The sequence below is a fragment of the Labilibaculum euxinicum genome (assembly GCF_963678175.1).
GTDB lineage: Bacteria > Bacteroidota > Bacteroidia > Bacteroidales > Marinifilaceae > Labilibaculum > Labilibaculum euxinus.
In genome coordinates this window covers 4,466,081-4,484,866 of record NZ_OY782756.1, presented here as the reverse complement: position 1 = coordinate 4,484,866, position 18,786 = coordinate 4,466,081, and the positions used below count along the sequence as shown (strand labels likewise).

Below are 18,786 nucleotides of genomic sequence, written 5' to 3'. Positions count from 1 at the left end.
TAAAACAATTATTCCATTCTAAAGTAACGGTCGCAAACAGGATAGTCCACCTGATTGTTAATATTTTGCAGATAAGAAATCACAGTTTCTGCATCTGTCATGTTTTGAACTTGACCAGATTCAGGGAAGTATTTGTCATATACTGCCGGAACGTAATCGTTTAGTCCAAGTTTTAGTATTGTGTCATCAGATAATCTTTGCCCTTGCATATTTCTTATTTCAATTTCTTGATCAGCCTGTTGAATCTGAATTCCTGAATAGTAAAATCCTGATCCGCTTCCTGCCAGGAATTTTTTAATGTCAAGAACTGTCATTTCATAAATAACTGTTCCGTTGCTAAAAGGAGTAATTTCGTAAATTTCTCTTTTGGTGATATCGCCTTCGTTTAAGTTTGACCGAATTCCGCCAGTATTCTGAAAACAAACATCAACACCCATTTGAATTCGTAATGCATCTGTATAAAAACAGCCAACCATACTAGTATTATGATCTCTTTTTGAAACCCCGATTACTTCTGTTAAATAGTCTTGATTGTTGTATCCATCAATTGTTGTTTTTAATTCAGAATCATATTCCTGATATGTGTTTAAATTAATAAGTTCATCGGTAATTGATTCTATTTTTTTGTTGACAATGGTAACTGATATCTTTTCAAGATAATTTAGATTGCTGCCAGCCTGATAAATAGGTATCCCATTTACTTTAGTGTTAATTTTATCGTGACTATGTCCTCCAATAATTAAATCAAAATAGGGAAAGTTGTTGGCTAGCTGAACATCTCCTAATATTTGGTCATTGCCATTGTATCCTAAGTGACTAAGAGCAATATATATATCTGACTCCTCCTCATTTTTAACGTTTGAATAAAGAGAAACAATGTCTTCAGGCCGGTCGAAATGAAATTGTTTAACTCTCCATGGATGAGTTGATGGGATTGTTGCATCTTTTTTTCCATTGGTTTCAATTAAACCCAGAAAAGTTATTTTGATATTTTCCTTGGTAATGGTTTTGTATTCAAATGGCTCAGGAATATCTGTAGTTCCCTTGTCTACATTTGCACAAACCCAGTAAAAATTGGACTGTTCCATTCTGTCTTTTAGAATTTCGGGCCCGTAATCAAACTCGTGATTCCCCAAAACGGCAACATCAAACCCAATTTTATTCATCACATCAATCATTGGATATCCTTTTTCAGGATGATTGTCAACAGTGGGATTTCCTGAAAACAGATCACCACCGGAAACTACGATCACATTGGTTGATTCTCTCTCTTTGTCAACGATTTGTTTAATTTTTGAGAAATTATCCAATTGACCGTGCGCATCATTTATACAAAAAACGGTCAATTCCTTTGGCGTAAAGTCAGTAGGATTATCTGGCGAATTACTGTCTTTGGAACAAGATGCAAAAGCGAGAATAAGCAGGTAGAGAAATAAGAATTTAATGTTTTTCATTGTGTGATTTGATCTGTAAGTATAATTGTGTGTTATTTTTTGTAAGATTAAAGAAAAATTTAAACTAATCATAATGATTTAGTCTTTAAAGAATATATTTAAAAGCATTTTTTCTAAACGAGAATCAGTTTAAATAATATTCCTATTTGATTTTGAAATCCTTAAAAAGCGTGTAATTTTGTAGCCCAGTTTACTGAACAACCAAAAATTAGGATTTTATCATTGGTTAAGAAGAACGATTTGAAAGACAAGTACAAAGAAATATTCGATAAAGGAACAGATTTACCTCTGGTTGAGGATTTCTATACCATACAAGGTGAAGGATATCACACCGGAAAGCCAGCTTATTTTATTCGCATTGGAGGATGTGATATCGGTTGCCGGTGGTGCGACAGTAAGATTTCATGGAATCCGGCAGAACATCGCCTTATTTCTGTTGAAGAAGTCGTTCGAAAAGCTGTTGAATCGCCTGCTAAAGCAGTTGTTGTTACAGGAGGAGAGCCTTCGCTGTACAACTTGGAGCCGCTGTGTACTGAATTAAAAAAGCACAATATTGAAAATTTCCTGGAAACTTCCGGAGCATATGAGATAAGTGGAGAGTGGGATTGGATTTGTTTGTCGCCAAAGCGAAATAAATTGCCTGTACCATCTTCTTATGAAAAAGCAAATGAGCTGAAAGTTATCATTTTCGATTTGGAAAAAGATTTTGAATGGGCTGAGGAGTTATCAAAAAATGTAGGAGATGATTGTTTGTTGTATTTGCAGTCGGAGTGGAGTCAGTATGTTCACAATGTAAAACCAATTGTAGAATATGTAAAGAACAATCCAAAATGGAACATTTCCTTGCAGTCGCATAAGTTTATGAGAATACCGTAACGGGCAATATAGAGGATATTGAAAAAGCTGAATCAACAATTGATTCAGCTTTTTTAGTTTTGATAAAGAAATACAATTCGAAAAGTTAATTGAATTATCTTTTCTTGACTACTATTAGCATAGGACAATAAAATAGAAAAAGGCAGTCAGAAAATCTGACTGCCTTTTTACCAGCTTCCAAAGAAGCTTCACTTTGGGTTAGTGTGGTTATGTGGTTAGAACGAAACTCCAAATACAAGGAATAGATTTTCTGCCATTGGGTTAGCGATAACAGAAGCTGATACTGGTAAAGAGAATTTATCGGTAATTGCAATTTCTTTTGATGCAGTGAATCCCATGTTTACAAAACCTGCAGTATCTCCGTAAAAACCTGACTCACCTTTCGATTCGTCGGCATCTATTGGAGTAAAACCTGCAAATAAATCAATAGCTACTTCTTTATATTTAAAGCCATAGCCCAATTCAATATAAAGTGAGTTTTGCTGATCACCATTTGTATCTTGGTCAGCACCCCAGAAATTCATGGCAGCTAATATGCTAATTGGAAATCCGTCACTCCCGTTAAAAGCTAAAGTAGCTTCCATGATATGTCCGGTAGATGCTTTTTTGTAATCAAAATAACTGTTGTTAACAGCAATTCCATCGGTTGGGAAAAAATAGTCAGTAACAGTAGCAGTGAATAGATCGTCTGCAAAAGTGTAGGATGCATAAAGATCGGCTTCGGCTCCGTCAGCACCATTCTGTGCGTAAGATCCCCAGGCACCAAGAGCAAACCCGCCGTTGCTGTATTCAACAGAAGGCTGGATTACGGGGCCTGTTGAAAATTGAGTTCCTCTCCAAACATATCTGTTCATTAAATCCGCTCCAAACGAAATTTCTCCGTTTCCTGATCCTTCCTGTGCAAACAGGCTTCCTGTTACTACAAGAGTACCTATAAGTAATGCGAAAAATTTTCTTGCTTTCAACATAGTAGTAGATTTTAGATTAATAAATGTGGTAAATAGTTAATATGAATAAAATGTGGTTTCTAATTGTTTTATGAATTTTGCTAACCCACCCCCTCTTTTGAAGGGGGTGGTGTTGGCTTGAATCAACTAATTTCTATCCTAACCCTATTATGATGGGGTTTCGATTTCAAAAGTATGAAAAAAAATTACAATTACTATTTTAAAAGGGGGTGTTTGTTGAAAAAAATGCAATTTTTTCAATGCAAAGGTTTTAAATGAGGGGGTGCTGTTGAAAAAAAGTATTTTAATCAATTGTGGGGTGTTTTTAGGATTAAAATTGATTAGCTGTTGATGATGTTCAGGGGAATGGGTTAATTAAGTTTGTGCTTGTGGAACTTTTATTTTGGGTTTGTTTTGGTGCAGGACTAAAATTGAAGTTTAGGAGAGCCTTATTTTTTATTGATTATAAATTATGATGTTTTAGCAGGAATCTTTATTGTGTCTTGTTAAAAATCAAGATATTCGTATAGTGAAACTATATTCAATAAATAGAAACAATGGAAAAATCGATTAAAGGAACTCAAACTGAAAAGAACTTATTGAAAGCTTTTGCTGGAGAATCTCAGGCAAGAAGCAGATATACTTATTTTGCAAAGCAAGCTAAGAAGGAAGGGTATGAGCAGATTGCTGCTTTGTTTTTGGAAACAGCAGAGCAGGAAATGCAGCATGCAAAACGATTCTTTAGCTTTTTAGAAGGAGGAGATGTAGAGATTACAGCTTCTTATCCTGCAGGAAAAGTGGGAACTACAGCTGAAAATCTAAAGGCTGCTGCAAATGGGGAAAATGAAGAATATACAGAGTTGTATCCAGAATTTGCTCGTATTGCAGAAGAGGAAGGTTTCAAGAAAGTAGCTTCTGCTTTTAAATTGATTGCCAAGGTTGAGCAGGTGCATGAAGAGAGATATTTGAAACTATTGGCTAATTTGGAAGAGAATTCTGTTTTCGAAAAAGAAGAAAATGAAAAGTGGTATTGTCGAAAGTGTGGATATGTTCATGAAGGTAAAAAAGCACCAAAGAATTGTCCGGCATGCGAGCATCCTCAGGCGTACTTTGAGATTAAAGGAGAAAATTACTAGTATATTATATATGAAAAGAGACTCAATTGAGTCTCTTTTTTTTTATTCTTTTAACAGGTCTGGGCGCAATCGCCTCGTCCTTTCGTAGGCTTGTTCTTCTTGCCATTTTTCAATTTTTTTATGGTCTCCCGATATCAATATATCCGGTACCTTCCATCCTCTGAATTCTGCAGGCCGAGTGTAGAGAGGTGGAGAAAGCAGATTGTCCTGGAATGAATCTGTGAGAGCAGAAGTTTCATCGCCCATAGCACCAGGTATAAGCCGGATTACGCTGTCTGCAATAATGGCGGCGGCTAATTCTCCTCCGGTTAAAACAAAATCACCAATCGAAATTTCTTTAGTGATAAAATGATCACGAATTCGCTGGTCAATTCCTTTATAATGCCCGCAAAGGATCATGATGTTTTCTTTTATCGATAAGGTATTTGCCGTTTTTTGATCGTAAAGATCACCATCGGGTGTGGTAAAAATGATTTCGTCATAGGTTCTCTGAGCAGTTAAAAACTCAATTGCTTTAACGATTGGCTCTAGTCTCATAACCATTCCCGCTCCACCGCTAAATGCGTAATCATCAACCTTTTTGTGCTTGTCTTCAGAGTAGTCGCGAATGTTGTGGATATGGATTTCGGCAATGCCATTATCCTTTGCTCTCTGAATTATGGAGTGATTAAGGGGGCTTTCCAGCAGCTCTGGAACAACGGTAAGTATATCGATTCTCATTTTTTAAATTTTGTGTAAAAGTATGCAACCCAAGCTTGGCTTGCAAGAGAAATTGAAAGACGATCCATGTAATTCTAAAAACAGGACAATATGTCATTGTGCTTTACGAATAAGCAGACAGGTTGTCGTAAGTTTCAGGGGTTTTTCTGTCATTAATCAGTAAAAATACCGGTTGGTATAAACTTTGGAAATAACAGGATGAAAATGAAAATTATTTTTGGATTCCGGAGCCCCAAGAAGATAGTATTAACTTATAAAAGGTAAACGTTATGACAATTTTAAGATACTCAAAAGGAACAAACGATTTTTTTACAAATCAAATAATGGATCAATTGTTTAGAGAAACAAATGGTAGTTTGCAAAATTCAGCACAAAGAGTTGCTTCTTTGAATCCACGTACAAATGTTGTAGATGAAAAGGAAAAATTTGTGATTGAAATGCTTATCCCGGGCTTTTCAAAAAAAGATGTGGCTATAAAAGTTGAAGATGGTTTTTTAAAAATTACCGGAGAGAAAGAGGACGTTGCAGATAGAACATACTTAAGAAAGGAATTTGGTGCAACTAAGTTGGAGCGAGCCTTCAAGCTTTCGAAAGGAATAGATCAGGAAAGTATTTCTGCAGAAGTTCGGGATGGAATTCTGTTTGTTAGTCTTCCAAAATTTAAGGAGGAAGAGCTTAAAGTTAAAGAGATTACAATTCAGTAATTTTAAAGAAATCAGATAGTTGTTTCGGCTTTTGTCAGGTGTGAAAATGCTAAGTAGGAAGCCGTAATCTGTTGCATGAATTGTTTATTTTACAAATAAAACAAAAATGTTAGATTTATCAATTTGTTAGTTTTAGTTAAGAGGTTCGTGTAGTGCATGAGCCTCTTAGTTTTTATGAGGAAAAGAAAAATGTTGAAAATCTTTGAGGATTAACACTTAATTAGTTAAATTCGTAAGGAATGGACCTAAAATTCCTTTGAAAATTGTATTGTTAACAAGGCACTTAAATTATTGAGTTGCTACTCTAATGCAAACTACATGAAAGCAAAAGATTTATCGAACCTCTCACATGAGAATGAAGCGAATGAAAATTTAGATACACCTGAAGCAGGTGGTGATTCTCATGAGAATGAATCTGTTGAAGAAAAAGCGACAGAGGATCAGTCTGTAATAATGGAGACTCCTGAAGATAAAAAGGAATCTTCCGAAATAATAAATGAGGATATGGAATCAGAAGGGGAGGTTCCCGAAATCGAAGTTAAAGACGACGAAGATGTTTCTGTGACTGAAGTTGCAGAGGAAAAATCTGTTGGTAATTCAGAAGATCAGAAAGAGATAGTAGAAGTGCAGGCAGAGCCCGATTATACAATAATGGAAAAAAGTGAGTTGGTTGACCGCTTAACTCTTTTGCTGGAGCATAAGCCTGCGAAAGGTTTAAAGGGCAAACTGGATGCAATAAAACACAATTTTTATAAAAAGCACAATGAAGAGGTTGCCGAAGCCAAAAAGAAATTTTTGGAGGAAGGGGGAAAAGAGGAGGATTTTGATTTCGGAAAAGATGAATTAGAGCTGAAAATGAAGGAACTGCTTCATGATTATAGAGGGAGCCGGATCGTTCAGACCCGAAATTTGGAAGAGGAAAAGGAAAATAACTTACAGATTAAGTATCAGATTATTGAGGACATAAAGGATCTGGTAAATAGAAAAGAAGCTTTTGATAAAACTTTTCAGGAATTTAGAGATTTGCAGAAAAAATGGCACGATACCGGTATGGTTCCTCAGGCAGCTCTTAAAGGTTTGTGGGATACATATCATCATCATGTTGAGAATTTTTACGATTATATAAAAATTAATAAAGAGCTGCGTGATCTCGATTTAAAAAAGAATTTGGCAGCTAAGGTTCGTTTGTGCGAGGAGACTGAAAAATTATTGGAAGATCCGTCGGCAGTGAAGGCTTTTAATACTTTGCAAAAATATCACGAACAGTGGAGAGAAATTGGACCGGTTCCCCGTGAACAAAAAGAAGAGATTTGGGAACGATTTAAGGAGGCCACAACAATAATTAACCGAAATCACCAGGAATTTTACGAAGGCTTAAAGTCAGAACAAAAAACGAATCTTGAGAAAAAAGAGGTTCTGTGTGATAAAGTGGAATTAATAGCTAATTCTAATATTGAATCTCATAAAGATTGGAACTCAAGTTCTAAGGAGATTTTGGATTTGCAAAAAGAGTGGCGAACTATTGGTTTTGCACCAAAAAAAGACAACAATAGAATTTATCAGCGATTCAGAACTGCCTGCGATCTGTACTTCGATAAAAAGCGTAAGTTCTATTTGAATCTGAAGGATCAGCTTGGTGATAATTTGGAGAAGAAAACTGAATTGTGCGAGCTGGCAGAGAGTTTGCAGGACAGTACAGATTGGAAGGAAACAACAGACAAGTTAATCGCTATTCAAAAAGAATGGAAAAAGATAGGGCCTGTACCTCGTAAGGTTTCAGAAGAATTGTGGGTTCGATTCAGAGCTGCATGTGATAAGTTTTTCAGCAATAAATCGAAACATTTTGATCATGTAGATACTGATCATGCTGAAAATTTGAAACTTAAAGAGGAAGTGATTGATAAGATTCGAAATTTTCAATTTGGCGGTGATGATGAGGAAAATTTAGCCGTTCTTCGTGAGCTTCAGAAAGAATGGACACAAATAGGACATGTTCCTTTTAAGAAGAAAGATAAAATACAGGAGGATTTTAGAAGAGCATTAAACGCTGTTTATGACAAGATGGATCTGGAAACAGAGGATAAGGAAGTTCAGAAATTTCAATCAAAAATTGATAATTTCCTAAGCATGAATCATTCTGAAGACAAAATTATTGGCGAGAGAAATAAAATTGTCGGTAAAATTAAGCAGCTGGAAACTGATATAGGCTTATGGGAAAATAACATTGGATTCTTCTCTGCCTCAAAAACATCTGATTCTATAGTTCAGGAAATTGAAGAGAAAATCGAAAAAGGAAAACAGAGTTTGAAACTTCTTCAGGAAAAATTGAAAGTTATTGATGGGTTGGTTTCATAGAATAAATTGATCGGAATAAATATCATCCTCCATTTTTTACAGTGGAGGATTTTTTTGATTAAATACAAAAGCTTTGAAGGCTCTAACTATCAGATGTATTTCAGGTTAATTTAGGGAAGAGTAAAACGTATGTATTTTCTTATTTTCTATATGGAAAATATCTGAAAAGCAGGATTCTCTAAATTTGATCTTGTGAAACATGGAAATAGTTTCCTAAGAATGCATAAATTAACTACTTTTGCACCTTTAATAATTCATAAAACGTTCAGCAAGTGTCAACAACCAAATACATCTTCGTTACAGGTGGGGTAACCTCCTCATTAGGAAAAGGAATAATAGCATCATCATTGGCTAAATTATTACAAGCCAGAGGTTATTCTGTTACCAATCAGAAACTGGATCCTTACTTAAATGTAGATCCAGGTACATTAAATCCTTACGAGCATGGAGAGTGTTTTGTAACCGATGATGGGGCTGAAACCGATTTGGATTTGGGACATTACGAACGTTTCACCAACATTCCTACTTCTCAGGCTAATAATGTTACAACAGGTAGAATTTACCGTAATGTTATTAATAAGGAAAGAAAAGGAGATTTTTTGGGAAAAACAGTTCAAATCATTCCTCATATTACCGATGAAATTAAGCGAAACATCAAAATGCTTGGTTCCAAGCATAAATTTGATGTAGTAATTACTGAAATTGGTGGTACTGTTGGAGATATTGAATCTTTACCATACATCGAAGCTGTTCGTCAGTTAAAGTGGGAATTGGGACGCGATGCCATTGTAATTCACCTTACGTTGGTGCCATATCTTGCTGCTTCGGGCGAACTAAAGACCAAACCTACTCAGCATTCTGTAAAATCATTGTTGGAAACAGGAGTGCAGCCGGAAGTTTTGGTGTTACGTACCGAGCACGAATTGCCTAATGATGTTCGCAGAAAGGTAGCATTGTTTTGTAATGTTGAACCAAATGCAGTTATTCAGTCGATTGATGTGAAAACAATTTACGAGGTTCCTTTAAAAATGAGAGAGGAAAAACTCGATGTAATTGTTTGCGAAAAGCTTGGTTTGGATTTAAGAAAAGAGCCTAAATTAATTGAATGGACTAAATTTTTGAATCGTTTACAAAATCCTAAATCAGAAGTTAAAATTGGTTTGGTAGGAAAATACGTTGAATTACACGATGCTTACAAGTCAATTGCCGAGTCGTTTTTACATGCGGGTTCGGTAAACGAATGCAAGGTAAATATTCAGTGGATTCACTCCGAAAAATTGACCGATAAAAATTATCAGGAAGAATTAAAAGACCTAAAAGGAATTTTGGTTGCCCCGGGTTTTGGTCACAGAGGTATAGAAGGAAAGATTCTTGCCACTAAATATGCCAGGGAAAACAACATTCCTTTCCTTGGAATTTGTTTAGGTATGCAGGTTTCGGTAATCGAATTTGCGCGTAACGTATTAAAATTGGAAGATGCCGATTCCTTAGAGATGAATCCTAAATCTCCTTATCCGGTAATCGACCTTATGGAAGAACAGAAAAACGTAACTGAAAAAGGCGGAACTATGCGTTTGGGAGCTTACGATTGTGTTTTGAAAGATGGTTCGAAAGCATTAAAAGCATACGGACAAAAGGAAATATCAGAACGTCATCGTCACCGTTATGAATTTAACAATGAATATTTAGAGCAATACGAAGCAGCTGGAATGAAAGCCACAGGAATGAATCCTGATACAGGTTTAGTTGAAGTTGTTGAGTTGGAAGGACACAAATGGTTCGTTGGGGTACAATTTCACCCCGAATACAAGAGTACTGTTATCAAGCCACATCCTTTATTTGTAGAGTTTGTGAAAGTGGCAATGGAGGAAAAATAAGAGTGTCACGAGTCTTTATGCATTTAGGGATCTCCGGGGAGGTGTTTTGAGAAGCATATGTACTCGTTACTTTTAAGAACATAAGATTAAAAAAAATACAAAATGGATAGAAATTCGATTTTTGGCTTGTTGATCATCGGAGCGATTTTGATTGGGTATACGTACCTGACAAAGCCATCTGAAGAGGAAATCAAGGCCATAAACACCAGAGACTCAATTGCGCGGGTTGATCGTTTGCACAAAGAAGAGGTCGAAGCTGCCAGACTGGAAGGCTTAAAGGCACAATATGCTAAAGTAAAAGAGGATACTGTTGCAATGAAAGAAACCTATGGTGCTTTTTCAGGTGCGGTAAATCAGAAGGAAGAATTCATTACTCTTGAGAACAAATTTGTAAAGCTAACTCTGAATACCAGAGGAGGACGAATTCAGAATGTTCAGTTGAAGGAATTCCAAACACACGATTCATTGCCATTGTTATTATGGGCTGAGAAAAACTCTAAGTTTGGATTAACCTTTTATGCCGAAAACAAGCCGATGAGTACTCAGGACTTGTTTTTTGTTGAAGCAAATGGTGCCACTTCTGTAAATGCAACTACCTCGGAAAAAGGGGTTAGTATGAGATTGATGGTTGGAGATGATAAGTACATTGAGTATAAATATACTTTGGCTCCCGATTCTTACATGGTTGATTTTACCGTGAATCTGGTAGGAATGCAGGATGTGATTTCGCGCAATTCAAATTTCGTTACTTTCAATTGGCAGGAAGATATCCCAAGACAGGAAAAAGGACGTAAGTTCGAAAACCAATACACAGCTTTGTATTACAAATTTTTCGAAGATGAAGTTGATAATTTGTCTGCTGCAGGAGAAAAAGAGGAAGATTTGGCTACAAAAGTAAAGTGGATTGGATTTAAGCAACAGTTTTTCTCTTCCGTTTTAATTGCTGGTGATGCTTTTAAAGGAGTGAAGTTGAAGTCTGTTGATATGGATGAAAACTCTACAATTTTGAAAAATTTCTCTGCTGAAATTTCATTGCCATATGCAGGAACTCAATTGGAAACACATCCAATGAAATTCTATTTTGGCCCCAATAAATTTAATACTTTACGTGAGTACGGTAAGAATTTAGATGGTCGTGATATCCAATTGCATAAGCTGATTAATTTAGGTTGGTCAATATTTGGATGGATAAACAGGTATTTTGTGATTCCAATCTTTAACTTCCTGGAAGGATTTATTTCTAATTACGGAATCATTATCCTGATTTTAACCATCATCATTAAGTTGCTTTTGGCTCCATTGACATACAAGTCGTATATGTCGACAGCAAAAATGAAGGTGTTGAAACCTCAGATTGATGCGATTAATGAGAAAATCCCGAAAGACAAAGCAATGGAACGCCAGCAGGCAACTATGGCTCTGTATAAAAAAGCAGGAGTAAACCCAATGGGTGGATGTTTGCCAATGTTGGTACAGTTCCCATTCCTGATTGCCTTGTTCCGATTCTTCCCGGCATCATTCGAATTGCGTCAGCAAAGTTTTCTTTGGGCAAGTGATTTATCGTCATACGATTCAATCATGAAACTACCTTGGGATATTCCATGGTATGGCGATCACGTAAGTTTGTTCTGTTTGTTGATGGCAGGTACCAACTTAGTGTACACCAGTATGAACGGACAGATGCAATCATCGAATCAGATGCCAGGTATGAAATACATGATGTATTTAATGCCGGTAATGTTCTTAGGATGGTTCAATAATTATGCATCAGGTCTTTCTTACTACTACTTTATTGCAACCTTATTTACTGTTCTTCAAACCATAGCTATTCGTAAATTTATGGTTGATGACGACAAGGTATTGGCCATGTTGGAAGCAAATAAGAAAAAGCCGGTTAAGAAATCGAAATTCCAACAACGTTTGGAAGAAGCCGCTAAGCAAAGAGGCAAAAAATAAGATCTTATTACATTGATATATAGAAAGAGCTCCAATACCGGAGCTCTTTTTTGTTTTACAATTCCCTCTCCTTCAGGAGAGGGTTAGGGAGAGGTATTTGATTCGTAAGGCATGGCGCGAAGTATTTTTCTGGTAAAACCTTATTCCCCAATCCCTTCTCCTAAAGTAGAAGGGGAGTATTCCCCTGATTGCGCATTTGCAGTCCCCTCTCCTGAAGGAGAGGGCCAGGGAGAGGTATTTGATTTGTAAGGCATGGTGCGAAGTATTTTTCTGGTGCAAAACCTCATCCCCCAACCCCTTCTCCTAAAGTAGAAGGGGAGTATTCCCCTGATTGTACATTACAGTTCCCTCTCCTTCAGGAAAGGGCCAGGGAGAGGTATTTGATTCGTAAGGCATGGTGCGAAGTGTTTTTCTGGTAAAACCTCATCCCCCAACCCCTTCTACTTTAGGAGAAGGGGAGCATTCCCCTGATTGCGCATTTGCAGTTCCCTCTCCTTCAGGAGAGGGTTAGGGGGAGGTACTTTATTTTGGGAGGCTGGGGAGAGGATTCTTGTGAGGAGCTATCTGAGAAATTAAAAAGAAACCTGCTTACAGAACACCTTTATTTTTGCCAAGACATTAGTCATTGAATTAATCACCTCTTCATTTGTAAAGCGAATAACTTTTACTCCTAAATATTCCAATTCTGCAGTTCTGCCTTCATCATATTCTTTGTTCTCTTCAGAGTCGTGAATATTACCATCGAGCTCTATTACCAGTTTTATTTCATGACAATAAAAATCAGCAATGAAGATGTTGATAGGATGTTGCCTTCTGAATTTTAAACCATTTAGTTTCCTATTTCTGATTTCCGTCCAGAGTAGTTTCTCAGATTTAGTCATGTTTCTTCTCAATTCTTTTGCCCGAGAATGAATTTCAGGGGAAGCGTCATAAAATAAGCATTCTTTGTAATCTACCATTCTATAAAATTTAGGATTGTGTAATTTAAAGATTATTGTTCATAATACCTCATCCCTCAACCCCTTCTCCTAAAGTAGAAGGGGAGCATTCCCCTGATTGTACATTGCAGTTCCTTCTCCTTCAGGAGAGGGTTAGGGAGAGGTTTTTGATTCGTAAGGCATGGTGCGAAGTATTTTTCTGGTGCAAAACCTCATTCCCCAATCCCTTCTCCTAAAGTAGAAGGGGAGCATTCTTCTGATTGCGCATTTGCAGTCCCCTCTCCTTCAGGAGAGGGTTAGGGAGAGGTGTCTGATTCGTAAGGTTTGGTGCGAAGTATTTTTCTGGTGCAAAACCTCATCCCCCAACCCCTTCTCCTAAAGTAGAAGGGGAGCATTCCCCTGATTGTGCATTTGCAGTCCCCTCTCCTTCAGGAGAGGGCTAGGGTGAGGTGTTTTGCCAAAGGGCTAGGGTGAGGTGTTTCGAAAAGATCAGTCTGAGGTTTTTATATTGAGAGAGGTTTTACAATTAGTAAAAAGTAGGGAGAGGTATTATTCAATAATAAACGATTGAACACAGGAAGTTTAAGTTGAATATAAAAAACACTTTAACAGAAGATTATTTGTTTGTTATGATTTTAAAATGTGTCAGGCTGTGGCACTCCAAGTAAACAGTGAAGATGTAGATTTGTTGAATATAAATCATTGAAAAAAAAGTATAAAATATGATTAGCCGATATCCGATGGTGAATTCACTGTTTGCAGGTAAGCATCTCATTATTTGTGATGAAATGATTAGTTCCGTAAATGAGCAGAATAGTTGCTGTTGATTGTTATTTGTTTGTATCGTTAGATAGAAGGTGTGGTTATTAAGAGTCGGTCATCTTCTTTTAAATGAGAAAGAATAGGGAATTATTTTTTTTGGTTGCATTAAATATGATTAACTTAAGTATTGCTAAAAATGAATGATCTCATACCTGTTTGAGCAATATCTTTAAAGCGAAAATAATTTGAATGAAAACCGGGATAAATGGTGTTGTAAGGATTACTTGATTCGTTCACGTAACATTTTACAAACGGGAAAATTGAATACAGCCAAATGTTGTCCCCTGATTATTTGTAAAACACGAAACAAACTATATCTGTCAAAATCAAAAATAAACAAGCATGGAAACTAAATTTGAAGCTTTTGAAAGTATTGGACTTTGCTTTAGTGGTGGAGGATATCGGGCCACGTTTTTTTCATTAGGAGTAATATCTTATTTAAATAAGATAGAATTTAAGAAAAAGCCGCTCCTTAGCAATGTTGAGGCCATTAGTTCGGTTAGTGGAGGCACGTTGCTGGCAGTGGCTTATGCAAAAGCAGTACAGGATCCCAATTTCAAATTCGATTCTTTTTACGATCGTTTTTATTCAACATTTACTCCCGGGTCAGACCGGCTGCTCGAAAATGCAATTTCAAAATTGGAGGATAATTCAGTCTGGAAGAACAGTTCGTACAAGAAAAGATCACTAATCAATGCTTTCGCTCTGGCCTATTCCGATCTAGATATATTTAAGGGGAAATTTGAGATGTTTAAAAATATGACCTCTTTAAATTTAAAGCATGTTTGTTTTAATGCGACAGATTTTTCTTTCGGATTGGCCTTTCGGTTTCAAAGTACCGGCAAGTTTGGAAACAATCCATTGAATTGTGCTGAGCTAAATAAGATGAACGGAAAAATTGACCTTGCAGACATTGTAGCGTCATCATCATGTTTTCCGATAGGTTTTGAACCATTGCTATTTCCTGATGATTACTTTAAAGACAGGAATGATTTAGACTATAAAGCTTTAAAAAGGCTGGACAACTTTGCCAAAGGTGTTGGTATAATGGATGGAGGAATCGTCGATAATCAAGGCATTGGCAGCATGATGAACATCAACAAATCCATGGAAGGGAAACGCGGTAAATCATTGGATTTAATTATTGTGAACGATGTGGGGAGTTATAAAATGGTTCCCTGGCTGAGCGATTCTTCTACCGATTCATCCCAGGTAACAGTTCAGAAAATGGCGCTGAAATGGCTAAACTACTTCCGGTTTCACTGGGCATATTGGGCAATTCTGTTGGCAGGCATTGTGTTGATGCTGATTAATTCTTTGGAATTGATTAAGGGCAGAGCCTGGCCGTCCATCTATGTGTTGGGGGGAGTAGTAACAGGTATCGGTTTTAGTTTATCCTTAATCGGTTTTGCAGCAGGGCATCTAAAGAGTGATGTGCTGAGAAAAGTGAAGTCGCTATTCGAGAAGAATGTTCCGGAGGAGTTGTTGGACGAAGTGATGTCTTTTCAAAGATTGGATATTGATTTGGTGAAAAGAATGCTGATTGAAAGAGCCACATCGGGGGCTAAAATGGTAAGTGATGTTTTCCTGAAACAAATCAGGCGGTTAAATTACAATTTGATTTACTCCAAAGAGGAATTAAAAAATAGAATCATTACATCCACTGTATATAAACTGAACGGCAAAGAAACCTTGTACAAAAACAATTTCAAGCACAACATACAAATCAACCCGGCGGGAAAACAGCTGAAGCAGGTTGCATTAATAGCCTCTGAAGCTCCAACATCACTATGGTGGGATAAAGAGGATGTCTCTACCGACAGAATGGATTCACTCATAGCATGCGGTCAGTTTACCACTTGCTACAACCTGATGAATTATATTTTAGAGCTGAAGGAGAATGATATCTCTTCGAAAGAAATAGATGACATGTACAAGCTGCTCGAAAAAGATTGGAGAAAATTCAATAAGAATCCATTGTTTATGGTGTAGCAAATTATCACCCGTTTAAATGGTTGATGCGATTTCATGAAAGTCAAAAAATCATGAAAAGCATCCGCCCGCAATTATCAAATTAAATAGTTTCAAAACAAACAAACCCAAATCATGAGAGTGAAAAATATAGGAGTACTGGCCGCATTGTTTCTGTTTACCGCCTGTGCCTCAATCCCAAAAGAGACAGTACTATTATCTCAAACCCTCGGCAGCGATCTGCAGACATTGCATCAATCGCACAACGATATTACCGATCTCTATTTCAAAAAAATTGAAAATGATATTAATTCTTTTGTTGATGATGTTTATGTTCCTTTTGTAATTCATTATGCATTAAAAAATCAGTTACAGGATTACAAGGACGGAAAACCATGTTTGTACAGCGTAATTGAGCTGGCAGGAAAACAAGAAGGAGAAGAAGAAGCGAAAGCTGCAATTAATGATATGCAGGAATTTCTTGAAGCCGCTCAAAATCAGATATCCGGCAAAAGAAAGGAGTTGCTGTTGCCGATAAAACAGCAGCATTCCGAAATTACCAAATCAATCAATCAGTCGTACGAAAATGCGCTTACTGCCAATCGTACCATTACAGCTTACCTGCAGTCGTTGCGAAAATTAAAAGGAACACAGCAGGAAGCACTTTCAATGATCGGTTTAGAGGGAGCAGATACCCTGCTTACGAATTCATTAGTGAAAGTTTCGGAACAGGTTGAGAAGGCTGTTGAAACGGGGAAAAAAATCGATGCACAAAGCGATGATGCCTACAAACAAATCCAGAAAATAACGAATCAGATAAAAGAGATAACCAATAAAAAACAAAGCAATGGCGAAAAATAAATATGATGATTTATTTGCTGAAGCTGATGCAGCTTTTACCGGCAAATACCAACAGGAATTAAATAAATTAAAAGGATTATCGAAAGAAGAAGTTGATGCTCTTATCCCTAAAACCACCGATCCAAAAATATATTTGGATCTTATAAATGTGGTTGATCAAGCATCAAAGGACAATCTGTCGCAGGCCCAATTAATCCATAACATTAAAGAATTGGGAGATGTAGCGGTTAAAATTGCAAAGAAAATACCACAGTTCGCCGCTTTGCTGTAGCTTATTAATATGCTGATGAGTAGGTGTTTTGCACCCTGACGGCGGTTCTGTTTGAATGGATTTTTTTCACCCTGTCCTTCGTCCCGAATAGTTTCGGGATTCCCTTAAAAAAGGGAGAACAGAACCAGGCCGTTATTGCGAAGCCGAAGCATAAGGCAGTGGCAATTCCTTTCAAATTGAGTGAATCCCCGTTTGAATAAGACCTTGTCAGTGATTTCACATCTTCACAATGGTTTTACCTGCTCCTAAATTGTTTTTGTAATTTGCCACCGTCAGAGCATTTAGGCACTCACTCGCTTTTGCGTGGCAGTTATAACAGCTCCCGTTCTTTTCCAAGACAATCAGAAGCAGCTCCAAGACAGAAGGTTCCTTCGCCAAGACAAGCAGAAGATGCTCCAAGACACAGTGAGCTTTACTCCAAGACAAGATGCAGAAGCTCCAAGACACGGGGAAGGGCTTCCAAGACATACATCAGAACCTCCAAGACAGAAAATCAGATATTGCTTTTGGTTTGCAGGATGCAGTTTCCCTGTGGGCATGCATAAAAAAGGGAACCTCCCGATTCCCTTCTGCAATTCTCATCATCCAATTCAACTGATAGTCTCTTCGGGGATGTCAGCGGCTGCATTTTCTTTGTTTTTTCGGTACTCCGATTTTTTGTTGCGAAGATATTTGCTGGTGTAAAGCTGAGCATGATCTTCATCTTTTCGGAAAACAAATTTCCCGTAATCTTTCAATTCATCAGCATATCGTTTTACCAAAGTGTACGACTTGTCGCGTATCACTTTCTTCTCATCATCAACATAAAAAGAGCCATTCACTTCGGCCAGTATAGCGCTCATTCGTTCCGATTCGCTCAAGGCTTTGCTGCACTGCGTCATTTCATAACCAATTGCCGTTAAAAGTTCGGCATGATTATTACCCAGTCTGCCCAGTTTCGCCAGATCCATCACCGAATCGGAATTCGAATCGCCTTCATTAATTTCATCCAAAATCTGGATTAAATCTTTATGGTTTCGGAAGGCAAACCTCATGTTATCATATAAATCACGAATCAGATTATGCATGGCCGGTGCATTTTCCTGCCATTTTTTTAGAGCTTCGGCTTTGCTTGTAGCTTCTGTTGCCCATATCGATAAAGCAACAGTTAAAGCGCCCGTTAAAATTTCCAGTTTTTCCAGTTTTTCGGACTGATAGCCAACAGAAATCAGTTGTGGCAAGTCTTGCTTTGCCACATGAATAATCGATTTAATTTCTGCGATATACATCCCAACAGGCATGCTGCAATGTTTAATCCCTTCATTTTTTACAGAAGCTTGTATTTCCTCCAGGCTGCTGTCGTAATTTTCTTGTTCCGACATGTTTTTTTCGGTTTTAGGATAAATAAAATAACAATTTTTGTACTGATGTTTTGTTTCGTTCGGTGCTAAAACCGACGGGTTTTTAATAAAACAATTTTGAAAGTAGAAAATTTAAGTTAAACGCAAAAATGCTTTGTGCAGAAAACAACAAAATTATTATGATTTTAAAAGATGTCAACTCGCGGCACCCTCAGTAAACTGTAGTGATGCAGGCATATTGAATATAAAATGTTAAAAATATGTAAAATCAAAATTCAGGTGATTCATGAGTGTTAATTGGCTTATTGCATGCAAATGTATTTTTATTCCTGATAAATGGATTTATTTTATCAACGAATGTAATAATTGATTGCGTGTTTGCTTTGCTCTTCCGGTAAAAGCGGATGCTCTGCAGTTGAGAACAACTTACCTTCTTTTAAATGAAAATGAATAAGGGGGTTAGCTACTGATGTATTTTAAATATGATTACTTTAGGGGGTGCGAAAATGGAAGGGCTTGTTCACGCTTTAGAGAATTGCACTAAACCTGTATGATTTG

General features: G+C 37.0%; 14 protein-coding genes. 9 read left to right on the top strand and 5 right to left on the bottom strand.

From position 1 onward, the window contains the following. Positions 1-8: 8 nt before the first annotated feature. Positions 9-1,454: a bifunctional metallophosphatase/5'-nucleotidase gene (locus ACY0M5_RS17750; protein ID WP_461630090.1), complete on the bottom strand. Its 1,446-nt coding sequence runs from the start codon at positions 1,452-1,454 to the stop codon at positions 9-11. A gap of 240 nt (positions 1,455-1,694) precedes the next feature. On the opposite strand from ACY0M5_RS17750, the gene ACY0M5_RS17745 reads away from it, so the two are divergent. Then, positions 1,695-2,330: a 7-carboxy-7-deazaguanine synthase QueE gene (locus tag ACY0M5_RS17745; RefSeq protein WP_461630089.1), complete on the top strand. Its 636-nt coding sequence runs from the start codon at positions 1,695-1,697 to the stop codon at positions 2,328-2,330. Between the two features lie 215 nt (positions 2,331-2,545). Here the strand turns inward: ACY0M5_RS17745 and ACY0M5_RS17740 are convergent, their stop codons facing one another. Then, a complete protein-coding gene (locus ACY0M5_RS17740; RefSeq protein ID WP_124991014.1) occupies positions 2,546-3,298 on the bottom strand; it encodes a TorF family putative porin in 753 nt (250 codons plus the stop codon). A gap of 536 nt (positions 3,299-3,834) precedes the next feature. Here ACY0M5_RS17740 and rbr point away from each other — a divergent pair. After that, positions 3,835-4,413: a rubrerythrin gene (gene rbr / locus ACY0M5_RS17735; RefSeq protein WP_124991013.1), complete on the top strand. Its 579-nt coding sequence runs from the start codon at positions 3,835-3,837 to the stop codon at positions 4,411-4,413. A gap of 42 nt (positions 4,414-4,455) precedes the next feature. Here the strand turns inward: rbr and trmD are convergent, their stop codons facing one another. Beyond that, the gene (trmD, locus tag ACY0M5_RS17730; RefSeq protein ID WP_101308950.1) at positions 4,456-5,133 is read right to left on the bottom strand and encodes a tRNA (guanosine(37)-N1)-methyltransferase TrmD; all 678 of its coding nucleotides are present in this window, start codon (positions 5,131-5,133) and stop codon (positions 4,456-4,458) included. Between the two features lie 269 nt (positions 5,134-5,402). On the opposite strand from trmD, the gene ACY0M5_RS17725 reads away from it, so the two are divergent. From ACY0M5_RS17725 to yidC, 4 genes are all read left to right on the top strand, one after another. Next, positions 5,403-5,837, top strand: a complete 435-nt coding sequence (locus ACY0M5_RS17725) for an Hsp20/alpha crystallin family protein (protein WP_124991012.1) — start codon at positions 5,403-5,405, stop codon at positions 5,835-5,837. A 318-nt stretch (positions 5,838-6,155) separates the two neighbouring features. Then, the gene (locus tag ACY0M5_RS17720) at positions 6,156-8,192 is read left to right on the top strand and encodes a DUF349 domain-containing protein (RefSeq protein ID WP_461630088.1); all 2,037 of its coding nucleotides are present in this window, start codon (positions 6,156-6,158) and stop codon (positions 8,190-8,192) included. A 272-nt stretch (positions 8,193-8,464) separates the two neighbouring features. Further along, positions 8,465-10,069, top strand: a complete 1,605-nt coding sequence (locus tag ACY0M5_RS17715; protein WP_124991010.1) for a CTP synthase — start codon at positions 8,465-8,467, stop codon at positions 10,067-10,069. Between the two features lie 102 nt (positions 10,070-10,171). Next, complete coding sequence (yidC, locus tag ACY0M5_RS17710; protein WP_461630087.1) at positions 10,172-12,025, top strand: membrane protein insertase YidC; 1,854 nt, start codon at positions 10,172-10,174, stop codon at positions 12,023-12,025. 572 nt (positions 12,026-12,597) lie between these two features. Here yidC and ACY0M5_RS17705 read toward each other — a convergent pair. Next, positions 12,598-12,984 (bottom strand): endonuclease domain-containing protein, encoded by a 387-nt coding sequence (locus tag ACY0M5_RS17705; RefSeq protein WP_156196073.1) that lies wholly within the window; start codon positions 12,982-12,984, stop codon positions 12,598-12,600. 1,143 nt (positions 12,985-14,127) lie between these two features. Here ACY0M5_RS17705 and ACY0M5_RS17700 point away from each other — a divergent pair. The 3 genes from ACY0M5_RS17700 (at position 14,128) to ACY0M5_RS17690 (ending at position 16,888) form a co-directional block, all read left to right on the top strand. After that, the gene (locus ACY0M5_RS17700) at positions 14,128-15,777 is read left to right on the top strand and encodes a patatin-like phospholipase family protein (RefSeq protein ID WP_461630086.1); all 1,650 of its coding nucleotides are present in this window, start codon (positions 14,128-14,130) and stop codon (positions 15,775-15,777) included. Between the two features lie 114 nt (positions 15,778-15,891). Further along, positions 15,892-16,617, top strand: coding sequence for a hypothetical protein (locus ACY0M5_RS17695; RefSeq protein WP_461630085.1), 726 nt, complete (start codon positions 15,892-15,894; stop codon positions 16,615-16,617). Next, a complete protein-coding gene (locus tag ACY0M5_RS17690; protein WP_461630084.1) occupies positions 16,604-16,888 on the top strand; it encodes a hypothetical protein in 285 nt (94 codons plus the stop codon). The genes ACY0M5_RS17695 and ACY0M5_RS17690 overlap by 14 nt, the downstream gene beginning before the upstream one ends. A gap of 590 nt (positions 16,889-17,478) precedes the next feature. Here the strand turns inward: ACY0M5_RS17690 and ACY0M5_RS17685 are convergent. Next, positions 17,479-18,249, bottom strand: coding sequence for a hypothetical protein (locus ACY0M5_RS17685; protein WP_461630083.1), 771 nt, complete (start codon positions 18,247-18,249; stop codon positions 17,479-17,481). Positions 18,250-18,786 lie beyond the last annotated feature (537 nt).